Source organism: Rhodococcus sp. ARC_M6 (assembly GCF_022810305.1).
Lineage (GTDB): Bacteria > Actinomycetota > Actinomycetes > Mycobacteriales > Mycobacteriaceae > Rhodococcus_F.
Genome location: NZ_JALGQH010000045.1, coordinates 22,099 through 39,704 on the forward strand (window position 1 = coordinate 22,099; position 17,606 = coordinate 39,704).

The 17,606-nt window shown below is 61.5% G+C and carries 17 protein-coding genes and 5 pseudogenes; 8 read left to right on the top strand and 14 right to left on the bottom strand.

Features of this window, described 5'->3' with window-relative positions; translation table 11 throughout:
• Nucleotides 1-2: 2 nt before the first annotated feature.
• From MTX36_RS27820 to MTX36_RS27845, 6 genes are all read right to left on the bottom strand, one after another.
• A complete protein-coding gene (locus MTX36_RS27820; protein WP_308198261.1) occupies nt 3-1,139 on the bottom strand; it encodes an ABC transporter ATP-binding protein in 1,137 nt (378 codons plus the stop codon).
• Nucleotides 1,037-2,041: an ABC transporter ATP-binding protein gene (locus tag MTX36_RS27825; protein ID WP_243622899.1), complete on the bottom strand. Its 1,005-nt coding sequence runs from the start codon at nt 2,039-2,041 to the stop codon at nt 1,037-1,039. The genes MTX36_RS27820 and MTX36_RS27825 overlap by 103 nt, the downstream gene beginning before the upstream one ends.
• The gene (locus MTX36_RS27830; protein WP_279395090.1) at nt 2,038-2,964 is read right to left on the bottom strand and encodes an ABC transporter permease; all 927 of its coding nucleotides are present in this window, start codon (nt 2,962-2,964) and stop codon (nt 2,038-2,040) included. Before MTX36_RS27830 ends, MTX36_RS27825 begins: the two co-directional genes overlap by 4 nt.
• Complete coding sequence (locus tag MTX36_RS27835; protein ID WP_243622901.1) at nt 2,961-3,908, bottom strand: ABC transporter permease; 948 nt, start codon at nt 3,906-3,908, stop codon at nt 2,961-2,963. Before MTX36_RS27835 ends, MTX36_RS27830 begins: the two co-directional genes overlap by 4 nt.
• Entirely contained in the window at nt 3,905-5,263 is a 1,359-nt protein-coding gene (locus MTX36_RS27840; RefSeq protein WP_243622902.1) for an ABC transporter substrate-binding protein, read from the bottom strand. Before MTX36_RS27840 ends, MTX36_RS27835 begins: the two co-directional genes overlap by 4 nt.
• A gap of 529 nt (nt 5,264-5,792) precedes the next feature.
• Entirely contained in the window at nt 5,793-6,251 is a 459-nt protein-coding gene (locus MTX36_RS27845) for a transposase (protein ID WP_243622903.1), read from the bottom strand.
• On the opposite strand from MTX36_RS27845, the pseudogene MTX36_RS30665 reads away from it, so the two are divergent.
• From MTX36_RS30665 to MTX36_RS27870, 6 genes and pseudogenes are all read left to right on the top strand, one after another.
• Nucleotides 6,174-6,770: pseudogene (locus tag MTX36_RS30665) on the top strand (transposase); the annotation flags it as partial. The gene MTX36_RS27845 and the pseudogene MTX36_RS30665 sit on opposite strands and share 78 nt — an antisense overlap.
• Nucleotides 6,771-6,837: 67 nt before the next feature.
• Nucleotides 6,838-6,954, top strand: a pseudogene (locus MTX36_RS30670) (hypothetical protein); the annotation flags it as partial.
• A gap of 132 nt (nt 6,955-7,086) precedes the next feature.
• Nucleotides 7,087-7,602 carry a transposase gene (locus MTX36_RS30675; protein ID WP_243622905.1) on the top strand — a complete coding sequence of 172 codons (516 nt, stop codon included), beginning with the start codon at nt 7,087-7,089 and terminating at the stop codon, nt 7,600-7,602.
• Nucleotides 7,603-7,901: 299 nt separating this feature from the next.
• Nucleotides 7,902-8,198, top strand: coding sequence for an IS110 family transposase (locus MTX36_RS27860; protein ID WP_243622914.1), 297 nt, complete (start codon nt 7,902-7,904; stop codon nt 8,196-8,198).
• Nucleotides 8,128-8,322 (top strand): annotated as a pseudogene (locus MTX36_RS27865) (transposase); the annotation flags it as partial. The gene MTX36_RS27860 and the pseudogene MTX36_RS27865, both read left to right, overlap by 71 nt.
• A 295-nt stretch (nt 8,323-8,617) precedes the next feature.
• Nucleotides 8,618-9,106 (top strand): transposase, encoded by a 489-nt coding sequence (locus MTX36_RS27870; protein ID WP_243622906.1) that lies wholly within the window; start codon nt 8,618-8,620, stop codon nt 9,104-9,106.
• A gap of 23 nt (nt 9,107-9,129) precedes the next feature.
• Here the strand turns inward: MTX36_RS27870 and MTX36_RS30680 are convergent.
• The 6 genes and pseudogenes from MTX36_RS30680 to MTX36_RS30700 all read right to left on the bottom strand — a co-directional run bounded on the left by MTX36_RS30680 (nt 9,130) and on the right by MTX36_RS30700 (nt 13,013).
• Nucleotides 9,130-9,548 (bottom strand): annotated as a pseudogene (locus MTX36_RS30680) (transposase).
• A 225-nt stretch (nt 9,549-9,773) separates the two neighbouring features.
• Nucleotides 9,774-10,208, bottom strand: a pseudogene (locus MTX36_RS30685) (transposase); the annotation flags it as partial.
• Nucleotides 10,209-10,774: 566 nt separating this feature from the next.
• Nucleotides 10,775-11,857 carry an IS110 family transposase gene (locus tag MTX36_RS27885; protein ID WP_243622908.1) on the bottom strand — a complete coding sequence of 361 codons (1,083 nt, stop codon included), beginning with the start codon at nt 11,855-11,857 and terminating at the stop codon, nt 10,775-10,777.
• Between the two features lie 257 nt (nt 11,858-12,114).
• Entirely contained in the window at nt 12,115-12,405 is a 291-nt protein-coding gene (locus MTX36_RS30690) for a transposase (RefSeq protein ID WP_374230560.1), read from the bottom strand.
• Nucleotides 12,341-12,559, bottom strand: coding sequence for a hypothetical protein (locus MTX36_RS30695; protein WP_374230561.1), 219 nt, complete (start codon nt 12,557-12,559; stop codon nt 12,341-12,343). Before MTX36_RS30695 ends, MTX36_RS30690 begins: the two co-directional genes overlap by 65 nt.
• Nucleotides 12,560-12,716: 157 nt before the next feature.
• The gene (locus MTX36_RS30700) at nt 12,717-13,013 is read right to left on the bottom strand and encodes a hypothetical protein (protein ID WP_374230562.1); all 297 of its coding nucleotides are present in this window, start codon (nt 13,011-13,013) and stop codon (nt 12,717-12,719) included.
• 520 nt (nt 13,014-13,533) lie between these two features.
• Between MTX36_RS30700 and MTX36_RS27895 the strand changes: the two genes are divergently transcribed.
• A complete protein-coding gene (locus MTX36_RS27895; protein WP_243622909.1) occupies nt 13,534-14,700 on the top strand; it encodes a TetR/AcrR family transcriptional regulator in 1,167 nt (388 codons plus the stop codon).
• A gap of 90 nt (nt 14,701-14,790) precedes the next feature.
• Here the strand turns inward: MTX36_RS27895 and MTX36_RS27900 are convergent, their stop codons facing one another.
• Together MTX36_RS27900 and MTX36_RS27905 are read right to left on the bottom strand one after the other, a co-directional pair.
• On the bottom strand, nt 14,791-15,957 hold the full coding sequence (locus tag MTX36_RS27900; RefSeq protein WP_243622910.1) for a thiolase family protein: 1,167 nt from the start codon (nt 15,955-15,957) through the stop codon (nt 14,791-14,793).
• Nucleotides 15,958-16,029: 72 nt separating this feature from the next.
• The gene (locus MTX36_RS27905; RefSeq protein ID WP_243622911.1) at nt 16,030-17,370 is read right to left on the bottom strand and encodes an MFS transporter; all 1,341 of its coding nucleotides are present in this window, start codon (nt 17,368-17,370) and stop codon (nt 16,030-16,032) included.
• On the opposite strand from MTX36_RS27905, the gene MTX36_RS27910 reads away from it, so the two are divergent.
• A partial coding sequence (locus MTX36_RS27910; RefSeq protein ID WP_243622912.1) for a hypothetical protein occupies nt 17,369-17,606 on the top strand: 238 nt, incomplete at its 3' end. The two genes, MTX36_RS27905 and MTX36_RS27910, sit on opposite strands and share 2 nt — an antisense overlap.

A 17,606-nucleotide genomic window follows, 5' to 3' on the forward strand; every position in this document is an offset into this window, starting at 1 on the left:
ACTCAATTGGGTAGATGCAGAAAACACGCGACCCGACGGCCGTCCCCGACATCGACGGCTAACGGATCTTCCTTCTCGCACTTGGGCATAACATGCGGACACCGATTCCGAAATTGACAGCCGCCGGTAGACGCAATCGGTTCAGGTTGAATTGTCCGGGCGACCGACTTCTTACGATTCCCCGGCATTGAACGATCAAATGTCGGAATCGCAGCCAACAAGGTCTGAGTGTATGGATGCATCGGATTCGCGATGACATCACCGGTCTCGCCTTCTTCTACAATCCGGCCGTGGAGCATCACTACGATGCGATGCGTGACGTGACGAATCGTAGCGAAGTCGTGGGAGATCAGGAGCATGGTGAGCCTGTCCCGCTCCTGCAGTGTCAGTAGAAGATTGATGATCTCAGATCGAGTCGACAGGTCCAGTGCGGACGTCGGTTCATCTGCGACAAGCAGAGACGGCGACAAAGCCATTGCACGTGCGATGGCGACACGCTGCCGTTGACCGCCTGAAAGTTCGTGCGGAAATCGAGAACCCAGAGCCGAGTCCAACGCAACGCTGTGAAGCAGCGTTGCAGCTCGATCCGAAGTATCGGCACGTCTGAGCTCCCTGTGCACGATCAGTGGCTCGGTAACCGCGTGCGCCACAGTCTTGGTGGGATCAAGCGACCCGAAGGGATCCTGAAAGATCACCTGCATGGTGCGCCGGAGGTCTTTGAGCGCCCGACCACGCAAATTCGTGATGTCTTTACCATCCAGAGTGATTGTGCCCTCATCGACTGACGACAGTCGTGAGATCATTCTGCCAACTGTGGTTTTTCCCGATCCGGACTCGCCCACGATACCCACAGTCCGACCGCGAGGAAGAACAATGTCCACCCCATCCACTGCGTGGTGACTAGCCGTCGGACGCCCCAAGATGTCACTCGCGAGTGTGAAGGATTTCCGTAGGCCAGTGGCGGCCAGGTACGCGTCAGTGTCGATGCTGTCCGCACCATTCGGTCCGTCAAAGTCAGTAGTTGTCTGCAGTGAATTCACAAGACCTCCCGAAGATCGATTTCTCCTGCAGCGACCCGAGAGCATCGACTTGTATGGTCGTGCTGCACCAACGACTCTGCTGGTACTGCAACCGAACATGCATCGACAGTAAACTCACAGCGGGGCTGGAAACGACAGCCCGGCGGGAAACTACCGGCTGGGGGCACCCTGCCGGGTATGACTTCGAGCAACTGTCTCGGACGCTGCCCATCTGGAACTGCTCGCAACAGCGCACGCGAGTACGGGTGTTGCTGCGCGTCGAAGAAGAAGTCGTTAACCTTCGCCTTCTCGACAACGTGTCCTGCGTACATGATCACGACATCATCGCAGAACTCTGAAACCACTCCAAGGTCGTGAGTAACCAAAAGTACCGACATCGAGGTTTCCTCTTGCAAATCGCGGAGGAGCTGCAATATCTCTTCCTGCACCGTGACGTCCAGAGCGGTCGTGGGCTCATCAGCAATGATGAGGTCGGGCGAGCAGGAAATGGCTGCAGCGATCATGACGCGCTGCTGCATTCCGCCTGACAATTCATGCGGATAACTGTTCACACGGCGACGCGAATCAGGGATTCCTACCTTGTCCAGCAAAGCGATTGCATGCTGACGAGCCGTGCTGCGACTCTCCCCCAGATGAATTCGCCGTGACTCGGCAATCTGATCTCCCACGCTAGCAGTAGGATTCAGACTGTTCATGGGATCTTGGAATATGGTTCCGATCGATCGACCGCGTACGCGTGCAAGCTGCGAAGGCGGCCCATTCATCAGATCGGTATCGCCTAGACGAATACTGCCGCCGGCGTAGCTGACGCCGGGAGGAAGAAGACCTACGATCGCCATTGCAGTCATCGTCTTCCCACAACCGGACTCACCGATCAAGCCAACAGAACGTCCGCGCGGAATCGTAAAGCTGACATCGTCGACCAGATGCTTCTGCGAGTAGACCCCAGCAAGGTCGAGCGTGAGCCCCTCGACGGTGAGAGTATTTGCTGCAGAACTCATTTGGTGCCACCACCTGAAAAGACATCTCGGATTCCGTCTCCGAGCACATTGAATGAAAGGATCGTAAGTACGAGTGCAATACCTGGAGGGACGACAGCGAACGGGGCATCAAACTGGTTCTCATATGCCGATTTGAGCATCGATCCCCAACTCGCTTCTGGCGGTTGGACGCCCAGTCCGAGAAAACTCAGGCTCGCCTCGGCGAGAAGTGCAAAGCCCATCAACAGAGTTACTTGAACCAGCAATGGAGCGCGAATATTGGGGAGAACATGGACAAAGAGTTGCCGAGGAAGACTCGCGCCGATCGCCTCGGCTGACGACATGTAGGTCTCTTCTGCTACTACGGCCGTTGCACTGCGTACCACCCTGAATAGGTGCGGTGCGAACGCAATTCCGATTGCAATCATCGCGTTGACTAGTGAAGGGCCGAGAACCGCTACCAACGCCAGGGCGAGGACGATAGCCGGAATACTGAGAAATGTATCGGAGACCTTGTTTGCCACCGAATCGAAGATTCCACGCCTGACCCCGGACATGAGGCCCGCCGGAACCCCCAGCAAAACTCCCACGAGCAAGGCGATCAACGGAGCCACCAGAGTAACTCGCGCGGCATAGATGATTCGGCTTGCAACATCACGACCGAACTCGTCGGTGCCGAGCCAGTGTTGCGCACTGAGTCCTGCGAAACGATTTGTGATGTCCTGTGCTGCAGGATCGTACGGCGCAAGCCACGGGGCACCGATTGCCGCAATAACAAGCACTCCAAGGAAAACAAGGGCACAAGCGCTCGCCGGTTGGCGAATCAGGGCGCCCCATGCGCTTGGTCGGGGGTCACGAGTTGACGCACTGGACGATACGGGGAGAGTAGGCCCGGGTCGCGTATCGGACGTCTGTGACCCCGTTGAATCAACGGTCGTTGTCATGCCACTCTCACCTTCGGATTGATTTTTCCGTAGACAACATCGACAAGCAGGTTGACTGATACGACAACCGTAGCTGCGAGGATGATGAATCCCTGAAGAACTGAATAGTCCCTCTGTAGAACAGCATTCACTGTCAGCGACCCTAGACCTGCAATGCCGAAAACTGACTCTATTACGATCGTTCCGCTCAATAGCTTGCCGGCTTGCAAGCCCAGTACGGTCACTACTGGAATTGCTGCGTTCCGCAGGACGTGGCGACGAACGAGCGTCGTCCCACTAGCGCCGCGCGCACGCGCGGTCCGTATGTACGGGCGGGCCATGACATCAGACACCCCGCCTCGTGTGTGGCGTGCGATCTCGGCTGCGACAGCAAGTCCCAACGCCAGCGAAGGAAGAATAATGTGTTGAAGCCACGGACCTACTCCCTCACTGAGCGGAGAATACCCAGTCGCCGGAAGCAGCTTGTAGGTCAACCCGAAGAATGTGGCCAGCACTAGCCCAACCCAGAAACTTGGCATAGCCAAACCGAGAGTTGCTGCAGTGGTAACTAATCGGTCGACGAGACTCCCTCGCTTAAGACCCGCGACGACCCCCGCCGAGACACCGACAACTGTCGCAATCAGAAGCGCAAGACCTGCAATCGAGAGAGTGGCCGGGGCAGCAATCATGATCGATTCGGCCACAGGGAGTCCGGAGAACAGGGAGATTCCCAGGTCCCCGTGCAGCAGTTGACTGAGCGACGCAAAGTATTGGGCGACAACGGATCCATCCAGCCCCAGCGAGTGACGTATCGCGTCGACCTGCTCTGACGTTGCCCGGTCGCCGGCGATCAACTCAGCTGCGTCGCCGGGTACCAGTCGGATCAGCGAAAATGTCACCAAATGCACCAACCACAAAACAACGAGTGCGGAGCCCATTCGTTTCACCCAGCGCAGCGATGTCATCGGTTAACCTCCACGCCTCGGAATTCGTAAGCACCAACTGGGGGAACCACCAGACCGCGGACACCCTTTCGAACGCCAATTACATTGTCCGGCGCGCAAATCGAGATCACTGGCGGGCCTGCGTCAAATGTTGCGCTGAGCAACTTCCGAAAAGGCACTTCTCGATCCTGCACATCGAGCGAACGTCGTGACTGTTCGAGCAGAACTTCGGTTCCAGGCACATGGAATCCACCAGGATTCAAAACACCGCCTGGCAGTAGGTAGTCGGCCGCGTACGACGTGGGATCCGGCCTACCGACATCGATGGCCGTTACCATCAGATCGAATTTTCCTTCTCTCATCGCTGGGGTCGTCTGCGTTGTCTCCATGACTCTGAGATCGGCTTGAACTCCGATTTCTCGGAGGTTGGCCAAAACCAACTCCGCAAGGAGTTGATACTGAGTGATGTTGGGAGAGGACACCGTCAGAGCCAAAGGACGGCTGCTGTTGTATCCTGCTTCGTCCAGCAATGCTCGTGCACGCTCCTGATCGAATGCCGCTGCCGGTCGATCATCCAATCCATCGACATGCGGCCACAATCCATCAATGAAGGGCTGAGCCGTGGGAGTGCAGCCCCCATTCTGCAAATACGTATTTATTCCTTGCCTGTCAATCGCCAGCGAAAGAGCTTGCCGCACACGAGAATCGTCGAGGCCAACCACGCCAGTATTGACAATGATCGATTGAACAAGCGTTCGGAGATCGCTCTGCACATAGAGGTCCGCAGCCGATTCGGTCCGCGCGCGCTGTGACGGTCGCAGATACGCGGCGTCAAGCTGGCCGGATTGAAGTGCACGCATACGTGCACTGTCATCGGCCATCGTGATCATCTTGATGCGCGGCGCCTTGACCGATTCGGAATCCCAATACCCTTCCCACGCTTCATAAGTAACCTGCCCAGTTGAGTAGGAGACAACCTTGTACGGTCCAGCCCCGACTGGATTTCGGGCCAAATCCGGTGAATCGATAGCATTTGGGCTGATGATCATTCCAGACTCGGTAGCCAACAGACTCGCCAATTGCCCACCCGGCGCATTGAGATGCAGGCGCACATGGAACGGATCAACTTCCTCCACCAAGTCCACAAGTCCCAGGTTCCGTGACAACGTTGATTCGGGCATCTTCGCGCGGTCAATCGTCTTCTTCACGGCGCTGGAGTCCAGCTGGGCGCCGTCTTGAAAGAGGACGCCTTGCCGCAAAGTCATGTCGAAGGTGCGGCCGTCGTCCGAGAGTTCCCACTCCGTAGCCAATCCCGGGACAAAATTCCCCGACTGGTCGATATTGATCAAGGCGTCATACACCGGGTGCAGGTACATGATGTCGAACGAGCCCGACCTTTGCGGATTTAGCGAACCCAAGGCGCTCGAGTACCCCCACCGAAACGTCTCGTCTGACGAAGTAGCACTTGCGCACCCAGTTAAGGCCGTGGCGATCACAGCAGCCAACAATGTGATCGCCGCTCGCCGCCGACGGTATCCGTTCACCACACAGCGCCGAAACAGTGATCGGGCTCTCATTTCGATTGGCATGCGACCACCGTAACTAATTTACTGAACGGATAGCAAGTAAATTTGAAGGCGGGGGTGGAAACAGCCAAAAGAAGGGACGATCGACATCTCCCAGGGCAACGAATTCTTGTTGCGCATGGACAAGAACCCTCAAATCCAGGCTGGCCGACCGCACCGCACAGGTACTGCTGAGTGCCGTTGACATCCGATGAACACCTCGTCCGGATCCCTGATCCTGGGCCGCCTTGTGCGTGCGATCAGGATGTGCGCGCACTAGTGATTCGCCCTGGCCTGGTCGTCATGCTGCATTGTCATGTAAGAGTGTGTTTGAAAACCGTCAGGTTCGAGCGAGTCGCCTGGTCATGGCCGCGATCATCGCGATGTGAACCATCGCTTCGTGGTGGTCGGGTCTGGTTTCGTAGTCTCGCACGCAGCGGCGGCGCCTGTTGATCCACGCGAAACTTCTCTCGACCACCCGGGGCCGGACGTGGAAACCGGTGGCGCCGGGGATACGTTTGATGATCTGCATAGGCAGGGCGAGAACATCTTTCGAGCAGACTGGCAACCGTCCGGGATAACCACCATCGGCCCAGACCAGCCGGACGGTGGAGAACCTGCCGCGCAGTGCGGCCAGGAGTCGGCATGCGGCGTCGCGGTCCTGGATCGAGGCGGCCGTGACGACGACGGCGAGCAGCAGGCCGTTCACATCCACGGCAATGTGCCGCTTGACGCCGTTCGTTCTCTTGCCGCCATCCCAGCCGCGGCTCGATCGGGGCACGGTATCGGCGGCTGGCACCGTCTACGAGTCGATGATCGCCGCAGTCGGCACCGGTCCCGCCCGTCACGCACCCGCAGCCGGTCGCGCAGCGCGTCGACGATACGCTGCCACTCGTTGCTGTGGGCCCAGCGGGCGAAGACCGCGTACACCGTCCCGACCCGAATAGATTTCAATCTCCTGCGACGCGCCCTCGCCGCGCTTCCTCTACCGCACAGCAGCGATGGTCGGATCATTCTCGCGGTCGATGTCAGCCCGTGGCTGCGCCCGGACGCGCCGACGTCCCCGCAGCGGGCGTTCTGCCACGTGTACGGCCGCGGAAAGAATCAGGCGCAGCTGATCCCGGGGTGGCCGTACTCGTTCGTCGCGGTGCTCGAGCCGGGCCGCACGTCGTGGACGGCAGTGCTCGACGCGGTGCGCCTCCATCCCGACGACGACGACACGACGGTCACTGCGACGCAGGTCCGCGGCGTCGTCGGGCGTTTGCGGGCGGCCGGACAGCACCGCGACGGTGACCCCGATATCCTGCTCGTCTTCGACGCCGGGTACGAGTTGGCACGGTTGGCGTTTCTGCTCGCCGATCTCCCGCTTCGGGTGGTGGCGTCGGATGCGTTCGGACCGGGTGCTGCGGCACCCGGCGCCGTCGCCGGGTCGGACCGGGCGCCCACCCCGGCACGGTGCCGAGTTCCGGTTCGCGGACCCGGCGACCTGGCCCGCACCCGACGCCACCACTCGAACCGAGACGGCCCGCTACGGCACGGCTACCGCAGATGCATGGAATAGGTTGCACCCCATAATTACTCGCCGCGGATCGTGGGCCGATCACCCGGGACGGCCGCCGATCGTGGAGGGCACGGTGATCCGGCTCGAGGTCGATCACCTGCCCGGCGATCGGCATCCCACACCGGTGTGGCTGTGGTGCTCGGACCCGGACGTCGGTGCCGACGAGATCGACCGGTTGTGGCAGATGTTTCTGCGGCGCTTCGACATCGAGCACACCTTCCGTTTCTTCAAGCAAACGTTGGGGTGGACCGCCCCGAGGCTCCGCAGCCCTGAGGCGGCCGATCGCTGGACCGCGATCATGCTGGTGGCCTATGCCCAACTGCGGCTCGCTCGACCCCTCGCCGAGGACCTACGTCGCCCGTGGGAACGATCCACTCGACCAACCCGATTGACGCCGGCACGGGTGCGTCGGGGGTTTTCGCGCATCCGCGCGATGATGCCCGTTCCGGCCAGTGCACCGAAACCCTGCCGACCCGGGCCCGGTCGCCCACCCGGATCGAGGAATACTCGTCCCGCCCAGCATCACCACGTCGGCAAACGCACCAAAGTCGACGTCACCGAATCAGCAAGGGAAAAGCAACCAGGTTAATCTCAAGCTGAGAGGAGGGATCCTCACAGTTCAGGAGTCAACCGATACGGGGATGCTCACTGAACAACCATGGTCGTACCGACTGCCTTTTTGGAAGGGTAGTTGGTGCGCAGCCCGGTAGCCGCTGGGCCACTGCTGTAGATGCTCGCCCTTCGAGGGCCAATAGAAGTACCGTAGGACTCGGCGACCCGGCGTTGAAACTGGCGATAGGGCCACGCGCTTCGAGCGCCTTGCAGTGAGCGACCAGCACCAACGCCTGCCACCTGGTGAAGCATCCCACCGATGCGAAGAAGGTGCGTATGCAAAAATCAAGTGCGGTAGCTGGGATCGACTGGGCCACTGAGCTTCACGCGGTGTGCGTCCTCGGCAACGACGGCCGGATGATCGAACGATTCGATGTCACTCACGACAGCCAAGCGCTGCATGTGATGGTGTCGAAATTCCGTAAGGCAGGGGTGACCAAGGTAGCGATCGAGCGCGGCGACGGGCCGGTCGCTGAAGGCATTGATCGATGCGGGGTTCGCGGTGTTCGTTGCCCCGTCGCGCCAGATCAAGGCCCTACGGACCCGTTACGGATCGGCGGGGAACAAGGATGACCGTCTCGACGCGTACGTCCTCGCGGACACGCTACGCACGGACGGTCATCGGTGGCGGCCGCTGCGAGAGGATCACCCGGAAACCAAAGCGCTGCGGGCGATGTGCCGGGCCCGCAAGGATTTCGTGGAGACACGGGTGCAGGTGATGAACCAGCTCCGGTCCAACATCGAGTTGGCGTTCCCTGGAGCCCTCGGGTTGTTCAGCCGCCTCGACAGCCCGATCACGTTGGCCTTCCTTCGCCGGTTTCCGAGCGCAGCCAAAGCTGCGTGGCTCTCTCCGGCACGTCTGGACCGGTGGCTGCGATCGGTCGGTTACAGCGGCGGTATCTCCGCGGAGTCGCTGTACCGGCACGTCGACAGTGCGGCCCCCGGGCTCTTCTCCAGTCGAGGCAGAGGCTCGCGGGCAGATCACGACAGCTTTGGTCACCACCATCGAAACGCTGACCGCGGAGATCACCCGAATCGAGGCACAGATCCGAAAACTCTTCGACGCACATCCCGATCAGAAGATATTCGCGAGTCTGCCGCGGTCCGGAATGGTATGGGCGGCAACCCTTCTGGCGGAGATCGGCGACTGCCGCGAACGGTTCCCGTCCGATGACGCCCTGGCGGCTCTTGCCGGGGCCTCACCCTCGACTCGGCAATCCGGCAAACGCGAACAAACAGTGTTTCGGTGGTCGTGCAACAAGAAACTCCGCAGGGCGGTCATGGATTTCGTGAACGGCAGCCGCTTCGGCGACGAGTGGGCGATGCAGGTGTACCAGCGGGCCATCACCCGTGGGTGCCGGCACCCTCATGCCATCCGAATCCTTGCACGCGCCTGGATCCGCATCATCTGGCGCTGCTGGCACGACGAAATTCCTTTCAGCCCGCAACTGCACGAGAGCCGAAAACTCTCAGCCGCTTGACATAGGGCACTTCTATGAAGCTTCTATATCTCGTCAACCCCTAGTTTCTGGGTTGACGAGGCGTTGAGATGTCGGTAGATGCTTCGGGCGAGATAACGCTTGAGGATGCGTCGGATTTCGCGGTCTGTCTTGCCTTCCGTGCGTCGGCGTTCGACGTAAGCACGAGTCTTTTGATCGTGGACCATACGGACCATCGCGATGACATTCAGCGCGCGGTTGAGTTGCCTGTCTCCGCCGCGGTTGAGTCGATGCCGTGTGGTGTTCCCAGACGATGCCGGGATCGGGTTCCTCCGGCCATCGCTGCGAACGCGGCTTCGCTCGTGACCCGGCCGGGGTGAGACCACGCGACGAGAGTTCTGGCTGCAGTCACGGGGCCGATACCGGTCTTGCGAAGCAGTTCGGCCGCGGGACTGGTTTCGACGAGCTCGCTGATGCGAGCCATGTTCTGGTCGAGCTCAGCGTCTAGTTCGAGGATGCGTTTTGCCAGACGGATCGCCTCGGTGCGGGCAGTCGCGGTGGCGAGGGGTTCCTCTCGTGTGCGCCAGCGTGCGGCTTCGGCGATCTTGCGGGCACCGAGGGATCGTCGGGCGTCGATGCCGAGGTCGGTGATGCGGAGTAAGGCGGTCAGTGCATTCACCGCCCGTGTGCGCTCGCTGGCGAGTTCGTCGCGGGCAGTCAGGAGAATCTGCGTCGCGGCGCGCACGCCCTCGTCGCGGCGCGGGATGCGCAGTTGCTCGGTCTGCAGAGGTAGCACTGCGGCGGCGATGCAACGCGCGTCGAGGGGATCGGATTTGCCGACGCCGTGCCGGTCGGTGTGGTTCATGCGGGCAGCCTCGACGACGCGGTAGCCGGTGTCGGTGGCGTTGCGCGCCAGCTGCGCACCGTAGCTTCCGGCCCCCTCGATCACCCATAATGCCCCGGCAACGCCGCCGGTGCGGCGCGAGGCCCAGGAGATAGCGCGGGAACGGCCTGCCGAGGTGTTGGGAAATGTTGCGGTCCCGAGGTGCTGACCTGCCGCAGTGAGGACTGCGTAGGTGTGAGTTTTGGCGTGGGTGTCCACGCCGATGACGAATGGATGAGTGTGCGCGACAATGGTGCTCACAGCGTCCGGTTCCTTTCCTGAGATGGGCGATGACTCGGTCGCTGACGACCGGCGCCGGCCCGGAGAGGATCACTTCGGGGCATAACTGTGATGAGCCACGACCTCGCAAGGTCGGGCATGCTTCTGATCAAGCCACTGAGGTGGGCTGGGTCGGCGCCGGCCACCCGCCGCAGCCGGACAATTCATAGGCGAGGCACCCGTGAGGGGCCATATTTGTCATGAGTCACGACCACTGCGGAGCAACCAACACCAACCCTGCCAGCTGATATGTAGGTGTTCCGTCAAGAGGCCATGGTGAAGCGGCATCCTCAACCGTCGTCGGGGATGCCGCTTCATTAATCCGAGCCAAGACCTGGTGATGGCGAGCGTGTCGCTGTCGACGCGATGTCAGTTCTGATATGCGCGGATTGGTTACCGCAGGACGGTCTTTTCGGCTGGAGCGGATCGCTGGTCTAGAGATCGAGCGTGGCCCCCGTGAAGGGAGGCTGCTCATAGCTGGATCGCGGGTCGCTCCCAGACGCTGGCCACCACCACCAGTATCGAGGTCCGGAAATCTGCGGGCAGGACTATTCCTCGAGCACCGCCAGCGACCAGCACCAGCCGGCCAGCTCACGGGCGATCGCCGTGTTCACCAGCACCGGCCGCTTGCCACGCTCGTCGAAGCGCTCCCAACGAGCGTGCAACCGGCGGTTGCCCTGCTGCCCCCGAGCCCTCGCCGCCGCGGTGGCCTTGTCCCAACGCCTACGCAGCGCCAACCCTGGCCGGTAGGGCCGGCGGTGCTGCCACGCCGCCTCCACCAACAGACGGCGGACGTGCCCGTTGCCGGTCTTCGTGATCGGCCCCTGGGAGCGGGACTGCCCGGAGGAGTGCTCGGTGGGTACCAAACCAAGATAAGCGCCAACGCTGCGACCCGTCAGCCTCTCCCAGTCGCCGATCTCCACCGCCAGAGCGAACGCGGTCAGCGCGCCGATCCCACGCAGGCATCCCAGCCGGTCCACCACCGCGGTGAACTCGCTGTCGGCGGCCATCACGGTGATGGCCTTGTCGAGCCGCTCGCGCCGGTCGACGGTGGCCAGCATGGTGTCGTAGGCGGTGTCATACGCGAACTGCCGGGCGGGCAGGTCGAAGTGCTGCGACCGCAACCACAGGTCATGCTTCTGCGTCCACGCCCCGCCACCGTAGTAGACGATGCCTTGTCGCAGAAGAAGTTTCGAAACCCGGTGCCGGGCGGACATGAGGTCCCCGCGGCAGTCTTCCCGCGCCCGGACGAGGTCCCGGGCAGCCTCCTGCGACAGGCTCGGCACCGTCACCGGGATGATCTCACCCAGGTGCAGGAGCCGCGCCAGGTGTCGGGCGTCGCGGGCGTCGGTTTTGACCCGATCCCCGGATGGGCGTTGCAGTTTCGACGGGGCCGCAACCACACAGTCGATCCCGTCTGCCGTGAGGTGCCGGGCGAGCCCGAAGCCGGTCGGTCCGGCCTCGTAGACCACCGCTACCGGCGGGGGCAGGCTGCGGATCCAGTCCTCGATCTCCCGTTCGTCGGGGGTGAGGCGGCGCTCGAACAGCTCACCGCTCTGTCCGTCGAGTCCGCATCCGACGACGGATCGGGCGTGCACATCCAGGCCGATGCTCGTACACTGAATAGTCACTGGGGCCTCCCATCACATCTGTGGTGCCTTACAGGACTCAAGTGTCCGCCAGGCAACCCACGTCTATATGCGAGTGGGGCCCCAGCCCCACCATCGAGTCGGCTGGTCGGGTTGCGTGATCGGCTGGGGCCCTTGTTCTTCCGCTGTTCGATCAGTCGACGGCTCTCACGAGGAGGTGGAACGGTTTGAGTTGGGGTCTCATCTCACACCTCCATACTGTCTAGTCCCGGACCAGCCACTTCCAGACTCACAATCTGTCAAGACACCAAGATTGGATGTGCTGCGGCGAGCGTTCGGAACAGTTGCCGGGTGATATAACGCTTGAGAGATCGAATGATCTCCTTGGTCGTACGACCCTTCGCTCGTCGACGTTCGACGTAGCCGCAGGTTAGAGGATCCATCGGCATCCTCACGATGACAATAGTGGTCAGCGCTCTGTTCAGACGGCGGTCACCGCCGCGATTGAGCCTGTAACGCACGGTGTTACCAGAGGACGCCGGGATCGGGCAGGTCCCGGCGAGCGGCCTCCGAACGCAGCCGACCTGCATGTGACCACGCGATCAGGACAGTCGCTGCAACCACTGCGCCGACTCCCATCGCGGCAGTCAGTTCCGGCGCGGTGGTCTTGACCAATGCGTCGAGAGACTTTCGATTGTCAACCAACTCCGCATCGAGCGCCCGAATTCTCTTGGCCAGACGCACGGCTTCCGCTCAGCATGTCGCAGCGGTGGGGTCCTCGGACAGACCTCGACAGGTTGCGATCGCCGTGATCTGACTGCATGACAATGATTTTCGTGCATCCACGCCGAGTTCAACGGTGCGAACCAAAGCAGTCAACGCATTGATCGTACGCGTCCGTTCACGCGTCATCTGTTCGCGAGCGACCACGAGAGATGCGCATCGCCACTCGCGATCCGTCCGCTCGTGGTCGGCGCAGTCGATCGACGTCAACGGATAGGACGGACCGGGCGATGCGGGCGGCGTCGAGATCGTCGGTCTTACCGACTCCTCGCCGATCTCCTGATGCCATTGCGGCAGGTTCGGCAACCGGGAATCCTGCCGCAAGAACGCGGTCGAAGGCATCGGCTCCGTAGGAGCCGATGCCTTCGATGACGACGAGGGGCGGTTTGTTGTCCTGCTCGATGCGGTAATCCACATGCGGGCCCGGTCGAGTCCCGCCGGGCTTGTTGGAAAACTTGTTTTGTCCTGCACTGCACCGGTTGCTGCGGTCACGACGCACAGCGCGTGGGTTGCGGCGTGGGTATCGACCCCGATGACGATCACGTAGTGATCTTAGCGCGATAGGTATAGCGACGGATGTCCTTTCCGATGACGACGTCGTTGTCGGCGTCGGCCCGGAACGAGCACTTCAAGGCAGGCCTGTAACGGGCCACGACCCCGAGGCAACAGGGTCGGGCAGGCTTAAAAATCAAGCCCGAAGCAAGACCGGACCGGCGTCGCCACCACAACAAGTGGACAGATCCCGGCAAGTGCATCCGAAAAGGAGCAAAGCGATTCATGAGTCACACGGCGTTGTAGCGACGACACCTATCCTGTCAGCCAGCCCCGGGCCAGCCACTACGAACACTTACAGGTGATTCACAACGACTTTGTACAGCTATTATGTGGCGCAGCGCTAATAAGAATTTTCGCTTCAAAGGAGAGTTGATCCAAGTATGGGCACTAGCCGCCCCCGCGACCGCAGGGAGCAGATCCTCACTGAAGCAGGGACCCTGTTTCGAGAGCGCGGCTACCCGAATGTCTCGGTAAGCGATGTCGCGGAGGCGGTCGGCGTCGGGCCGTCATCGCTTTACCGACATTTTCGCAACAAATCTGATCTGCTGCGGAATGTTGTGCATTCCGGACTCGACTCACTGACCTCTACTGTCACGAATTCAACGGATCTGACCTCGCTCCTAAAAAACTTGTCGGCAACCCTTCCCACGCGCCGAGGTCTTCCGCTGCTCTGGCAACGTGAAGCACGCCACCTGCCCGAGGAGGATCGCAGCGAGATGCGCCACCTTCTGCACGAGACCACTTCCGGCATCGCCGCCCTGATCCGCGTCGAACGGCCCGGCCTGTCGCAGCCCGATTCAGCCATGCTCGCCTGGGCGGTCCTGGCCGTTTTCGGCAGCGTTTCCGGGCACCGATCTACTCTTCCACATCGTCACATGGAGGAACTTCTTTTCACCCTGGCCGAGAGCGTGGCGCGCAGTCAAATCACCGAGACCATCCAGTGCGAATCAAAATCCGGGAGAACCACAATCCACGACGCGGCCCGCCTCGTGGCGATGCCTCGCCGCGAGGCGCTCCTCACCGCGGCTATCCGACTTTTCGACGAGCGTGGGTACCGATCCGTGAACAACGTCGACATTGGTGAAGCCATCGGAACCACCGGGCCGAACATCTACAACTATTTCGAAACGAAGGTCGATATCCTGACCGCCGCAGTAAATCGAGGAAACGAGCGGCGAACGCACGGCGTTATTCGAGCCGTCGCTGCGGCCCCCGGGCCCGAGGAGTCGTTGCTGAGCATGGTGCGCGCCCACATCGATTTCGCGCTTGAGAACTACCACCTCATCGGCGTGTTGACCAACGAACTCGACGAACTGCCGCCGAGAGTTCGCAAGGACTACATGCAGAACCACCGCGACTTCATCGAGATGTGGACGCAGATCCTGGGCGAGCAGCGCCCGGATCTCAGCGTCGCTGAATTGCAGATTACGGTATTCGCCACACTGACAATTGTCGAAAATCTTGCTCGCACCAGGCAGACTCGGACCAGGCCCGATCTGCACGAGCGTCTGGTCGAGATGGGTCACGCAGTCTTGCTCGGCAACTGAGCGCTGCGAGCAGAGAACACGACCGCCGGCACGACCGCCGACGTGCAGGCGGTCGTGCCGGCGAAGGAAGTACCGGGCCTGTCCGATTGATCAGAGGAGCTCAAGGATGGTGGCATTGGCCATGCCGCCACCTTCACACATCGACTGCAATCCGTAGCGAATTCCCTCGTCGCGCATATGGTTCACCAATGTAGTCATGAGACGTGCACCGGAACCGCCGATCGGGTGACCCAGCGCCATGGCGCCGCCGTTCGGGTTCATCTGTTGGTAGTTCGCCCCGGTCTCACGCAACCAGGCCAGACTCACCGCTGCGAACGCCTCGTTGATCTCGAATGCCCCGATGTCAGCGATCGACAGTCCTGCCTTCGCCAACGCCTTCGCGGTCGCCGGGATCGGCCCCTTCAGCATCGTGATCGGATCGGTGCCGGTGACGATGGCAGTATGGATCCGCGCGATCGGAGTCCATCCCTGTGCCGCGGCGTACTCACTGGTCGTAATCAGCAGTGCCGCAGAACCATCCGAGATCTGCGACGAGTTGCCGGCGGTGATCGTACCGTCTTCCCTGAAGGCCGGCTTGATGCGGGCCATAGCCTCGAGGGAGCTACCACGACGTACACCCTCATCAGTCTCGACGAGTCGCACCTCACCAGCAGCATCGGTGACGGGCACCGGGCTGATCTGGCCCTTGAATCGACCTTCGTCGATCGCCGCAGCGGCACGGGCATGCGAGTCGAGACCGTGCTGGTCCATCTCTTCGCGTGTGAGACCGTACTCGTCGGCGATCAACTGTGCGCCCATGCCTTGGTTGAAGCGAACATCGTCGTACCGCTCCCAAACCAGCGGTCCGAAGGGCTCCCCGAAATCACCCACAGACCGTGCGGTGCCGAGCGGAACGGCGCTCATCACCTCCACGCCTCCGGCGATCGCTACGTCGTACTGACCCGAGATCACCCCTGCTGCCGCCTGGTGGACCGCCTGCTGCGATGACCCGCACTGCCGGTCGACGGTTACACCCGGCACCGACTCGGGCCATCCGGCTCCGAGCACCGCGCCACGGCCGATGCAGCCCGACTGCATGCCCAGCGTCCCCACACAACCCCAAATCACGTCGTCGACCAGCGCGGGATTGAGCCCGGTCCGCTCGGCCAAACTGGTGAGCACGTGGGCGGACAGCGACACTGCATGCACTCCGGACAGCGCGCCGTTACGCCTTCCCACGGGTGTCCGAACAGCATCGACAATCACTGCGTCTCTCATGACAACTCCCCTTCGATCATTCGTTATGAAACCGTTTCGATACAGCTCTTCGGCTGTGTTTCGGCTACCGCTCTACGCGGCGGCGGCAACCTCGCCGCGCACCAGTCGCTTGTCACGTTCCGGATCCGCCCAGAACAGTGCCAGCACCGCACTCGCTGCGGCAACCAACCCAAGGGCCTGGAAGGCCGTGGCATAGCCCTCCGCGGGTGTACTTGCAGCATCGACCAACAGGCCCGTCGCATATGGTGCGATCAAGCCACCCACGGCCATCAGCGCGAGGAACACACCCAAGGTTCCGGCGGTCTGCCGGGGTGGGCACAGCTCGGAGATCGCAGCATTGAGCAGCGGCAACGCGGGCCCACCGAATCCGTAACCCACCGAGATGATCAGGACGGCGGCCGCCGGACTGCCGATGTAAGGAACCGAGATCAGGGCGACGCCGCAGATCAGGACCCCCACCGCGGGCACGATTACACGCACTAAGCGGACCGAGGAGCCGCGCGACAGGAGTCGATCACAGACCGCAGTCGTGCCGAGCATGAGTACCAGTGCGGAAATGCTGGGAAAGGCGAACATGGATCCGGCCTGAAGGCGGGTGTAGCCGAGTCCCACTTCGAAGTACGACGGCAACCAGGTCAGCACCATGGCGACCAGCGCGTACACGCTCATCACCAGAAGTGCACCCGCGATGAAGGTTCGGGTGCGGAAGATGCGAAGCCACGGCACGTCCGGCTCTGTTTCGAATGCCTCGTTTGCGCCTTCCGAGACTGTTTGGTCACGCTTTCGGTTGGTCAGATACGGCCCTTCCGACCATGTGGTCAGCCACAGCACACACCACAGCACACCCGCGATGGACAAGGCGACCATTGCGGCACGCCACCCGAGCGTGACGGTGATCAGGGCAAGCGCCGGAGCGATCGCAATCTTCGCGATCGACGCGGCGCTGGCGATCAATGCACCCGGAAACCCTCGCTTTGCGACCGGATGCCACGAGTACACCCCGGTATGGATGAGAGCCGAACTGGGGCCTTCTGCAAGACCGAGAAGCATCCGGCTACCGATCAGGACGGCAAAACTCGCCACCAGGACCAGAGGGAGCACCGCCACCGACCATACAAGGGCAAGGAGGAGAAGCGCCCAGCGCAGCGACATCCACCGATTGAGCAGCCCCGCGAAGAACCCGCCGATGGTGAACATCAAGAAGAACAGACTGCCGATCAAACCGATCTGCGAAGCGTTCAGACCGAGTTCTTTCGCAAGAGGTTGCGCGATGATACCCAACACCGCCTTGTCGGCGTAGTTGATGACGTACAGCATCACGAGCACGCCAGTCAGGCTCCACGCCCGGACGCGGGACTCACTCCCGGGACGGGTATTTTCCTTGTTCTTACCCACCAGTGCGACACTGTTCATGGGTTGGTCCTTCCAGGTTCCTCGAAGTGGTGCCGGCGATGGCCGGCATGTCGGAGACATAGACCAGCACATCTCCGAGCAGTGGGTTTTATCGGACGCCCATATCCTTGGCGATGGCCGGCATGTCGGAGACATAGACCAGCACATCTCCGAGCAGTGGGTTTTATCGGACGCCCATATCCTTGGCGATGGCCGGCATGTCGGAGACATAGACCAGCACATCTCCGAGCAGTGGG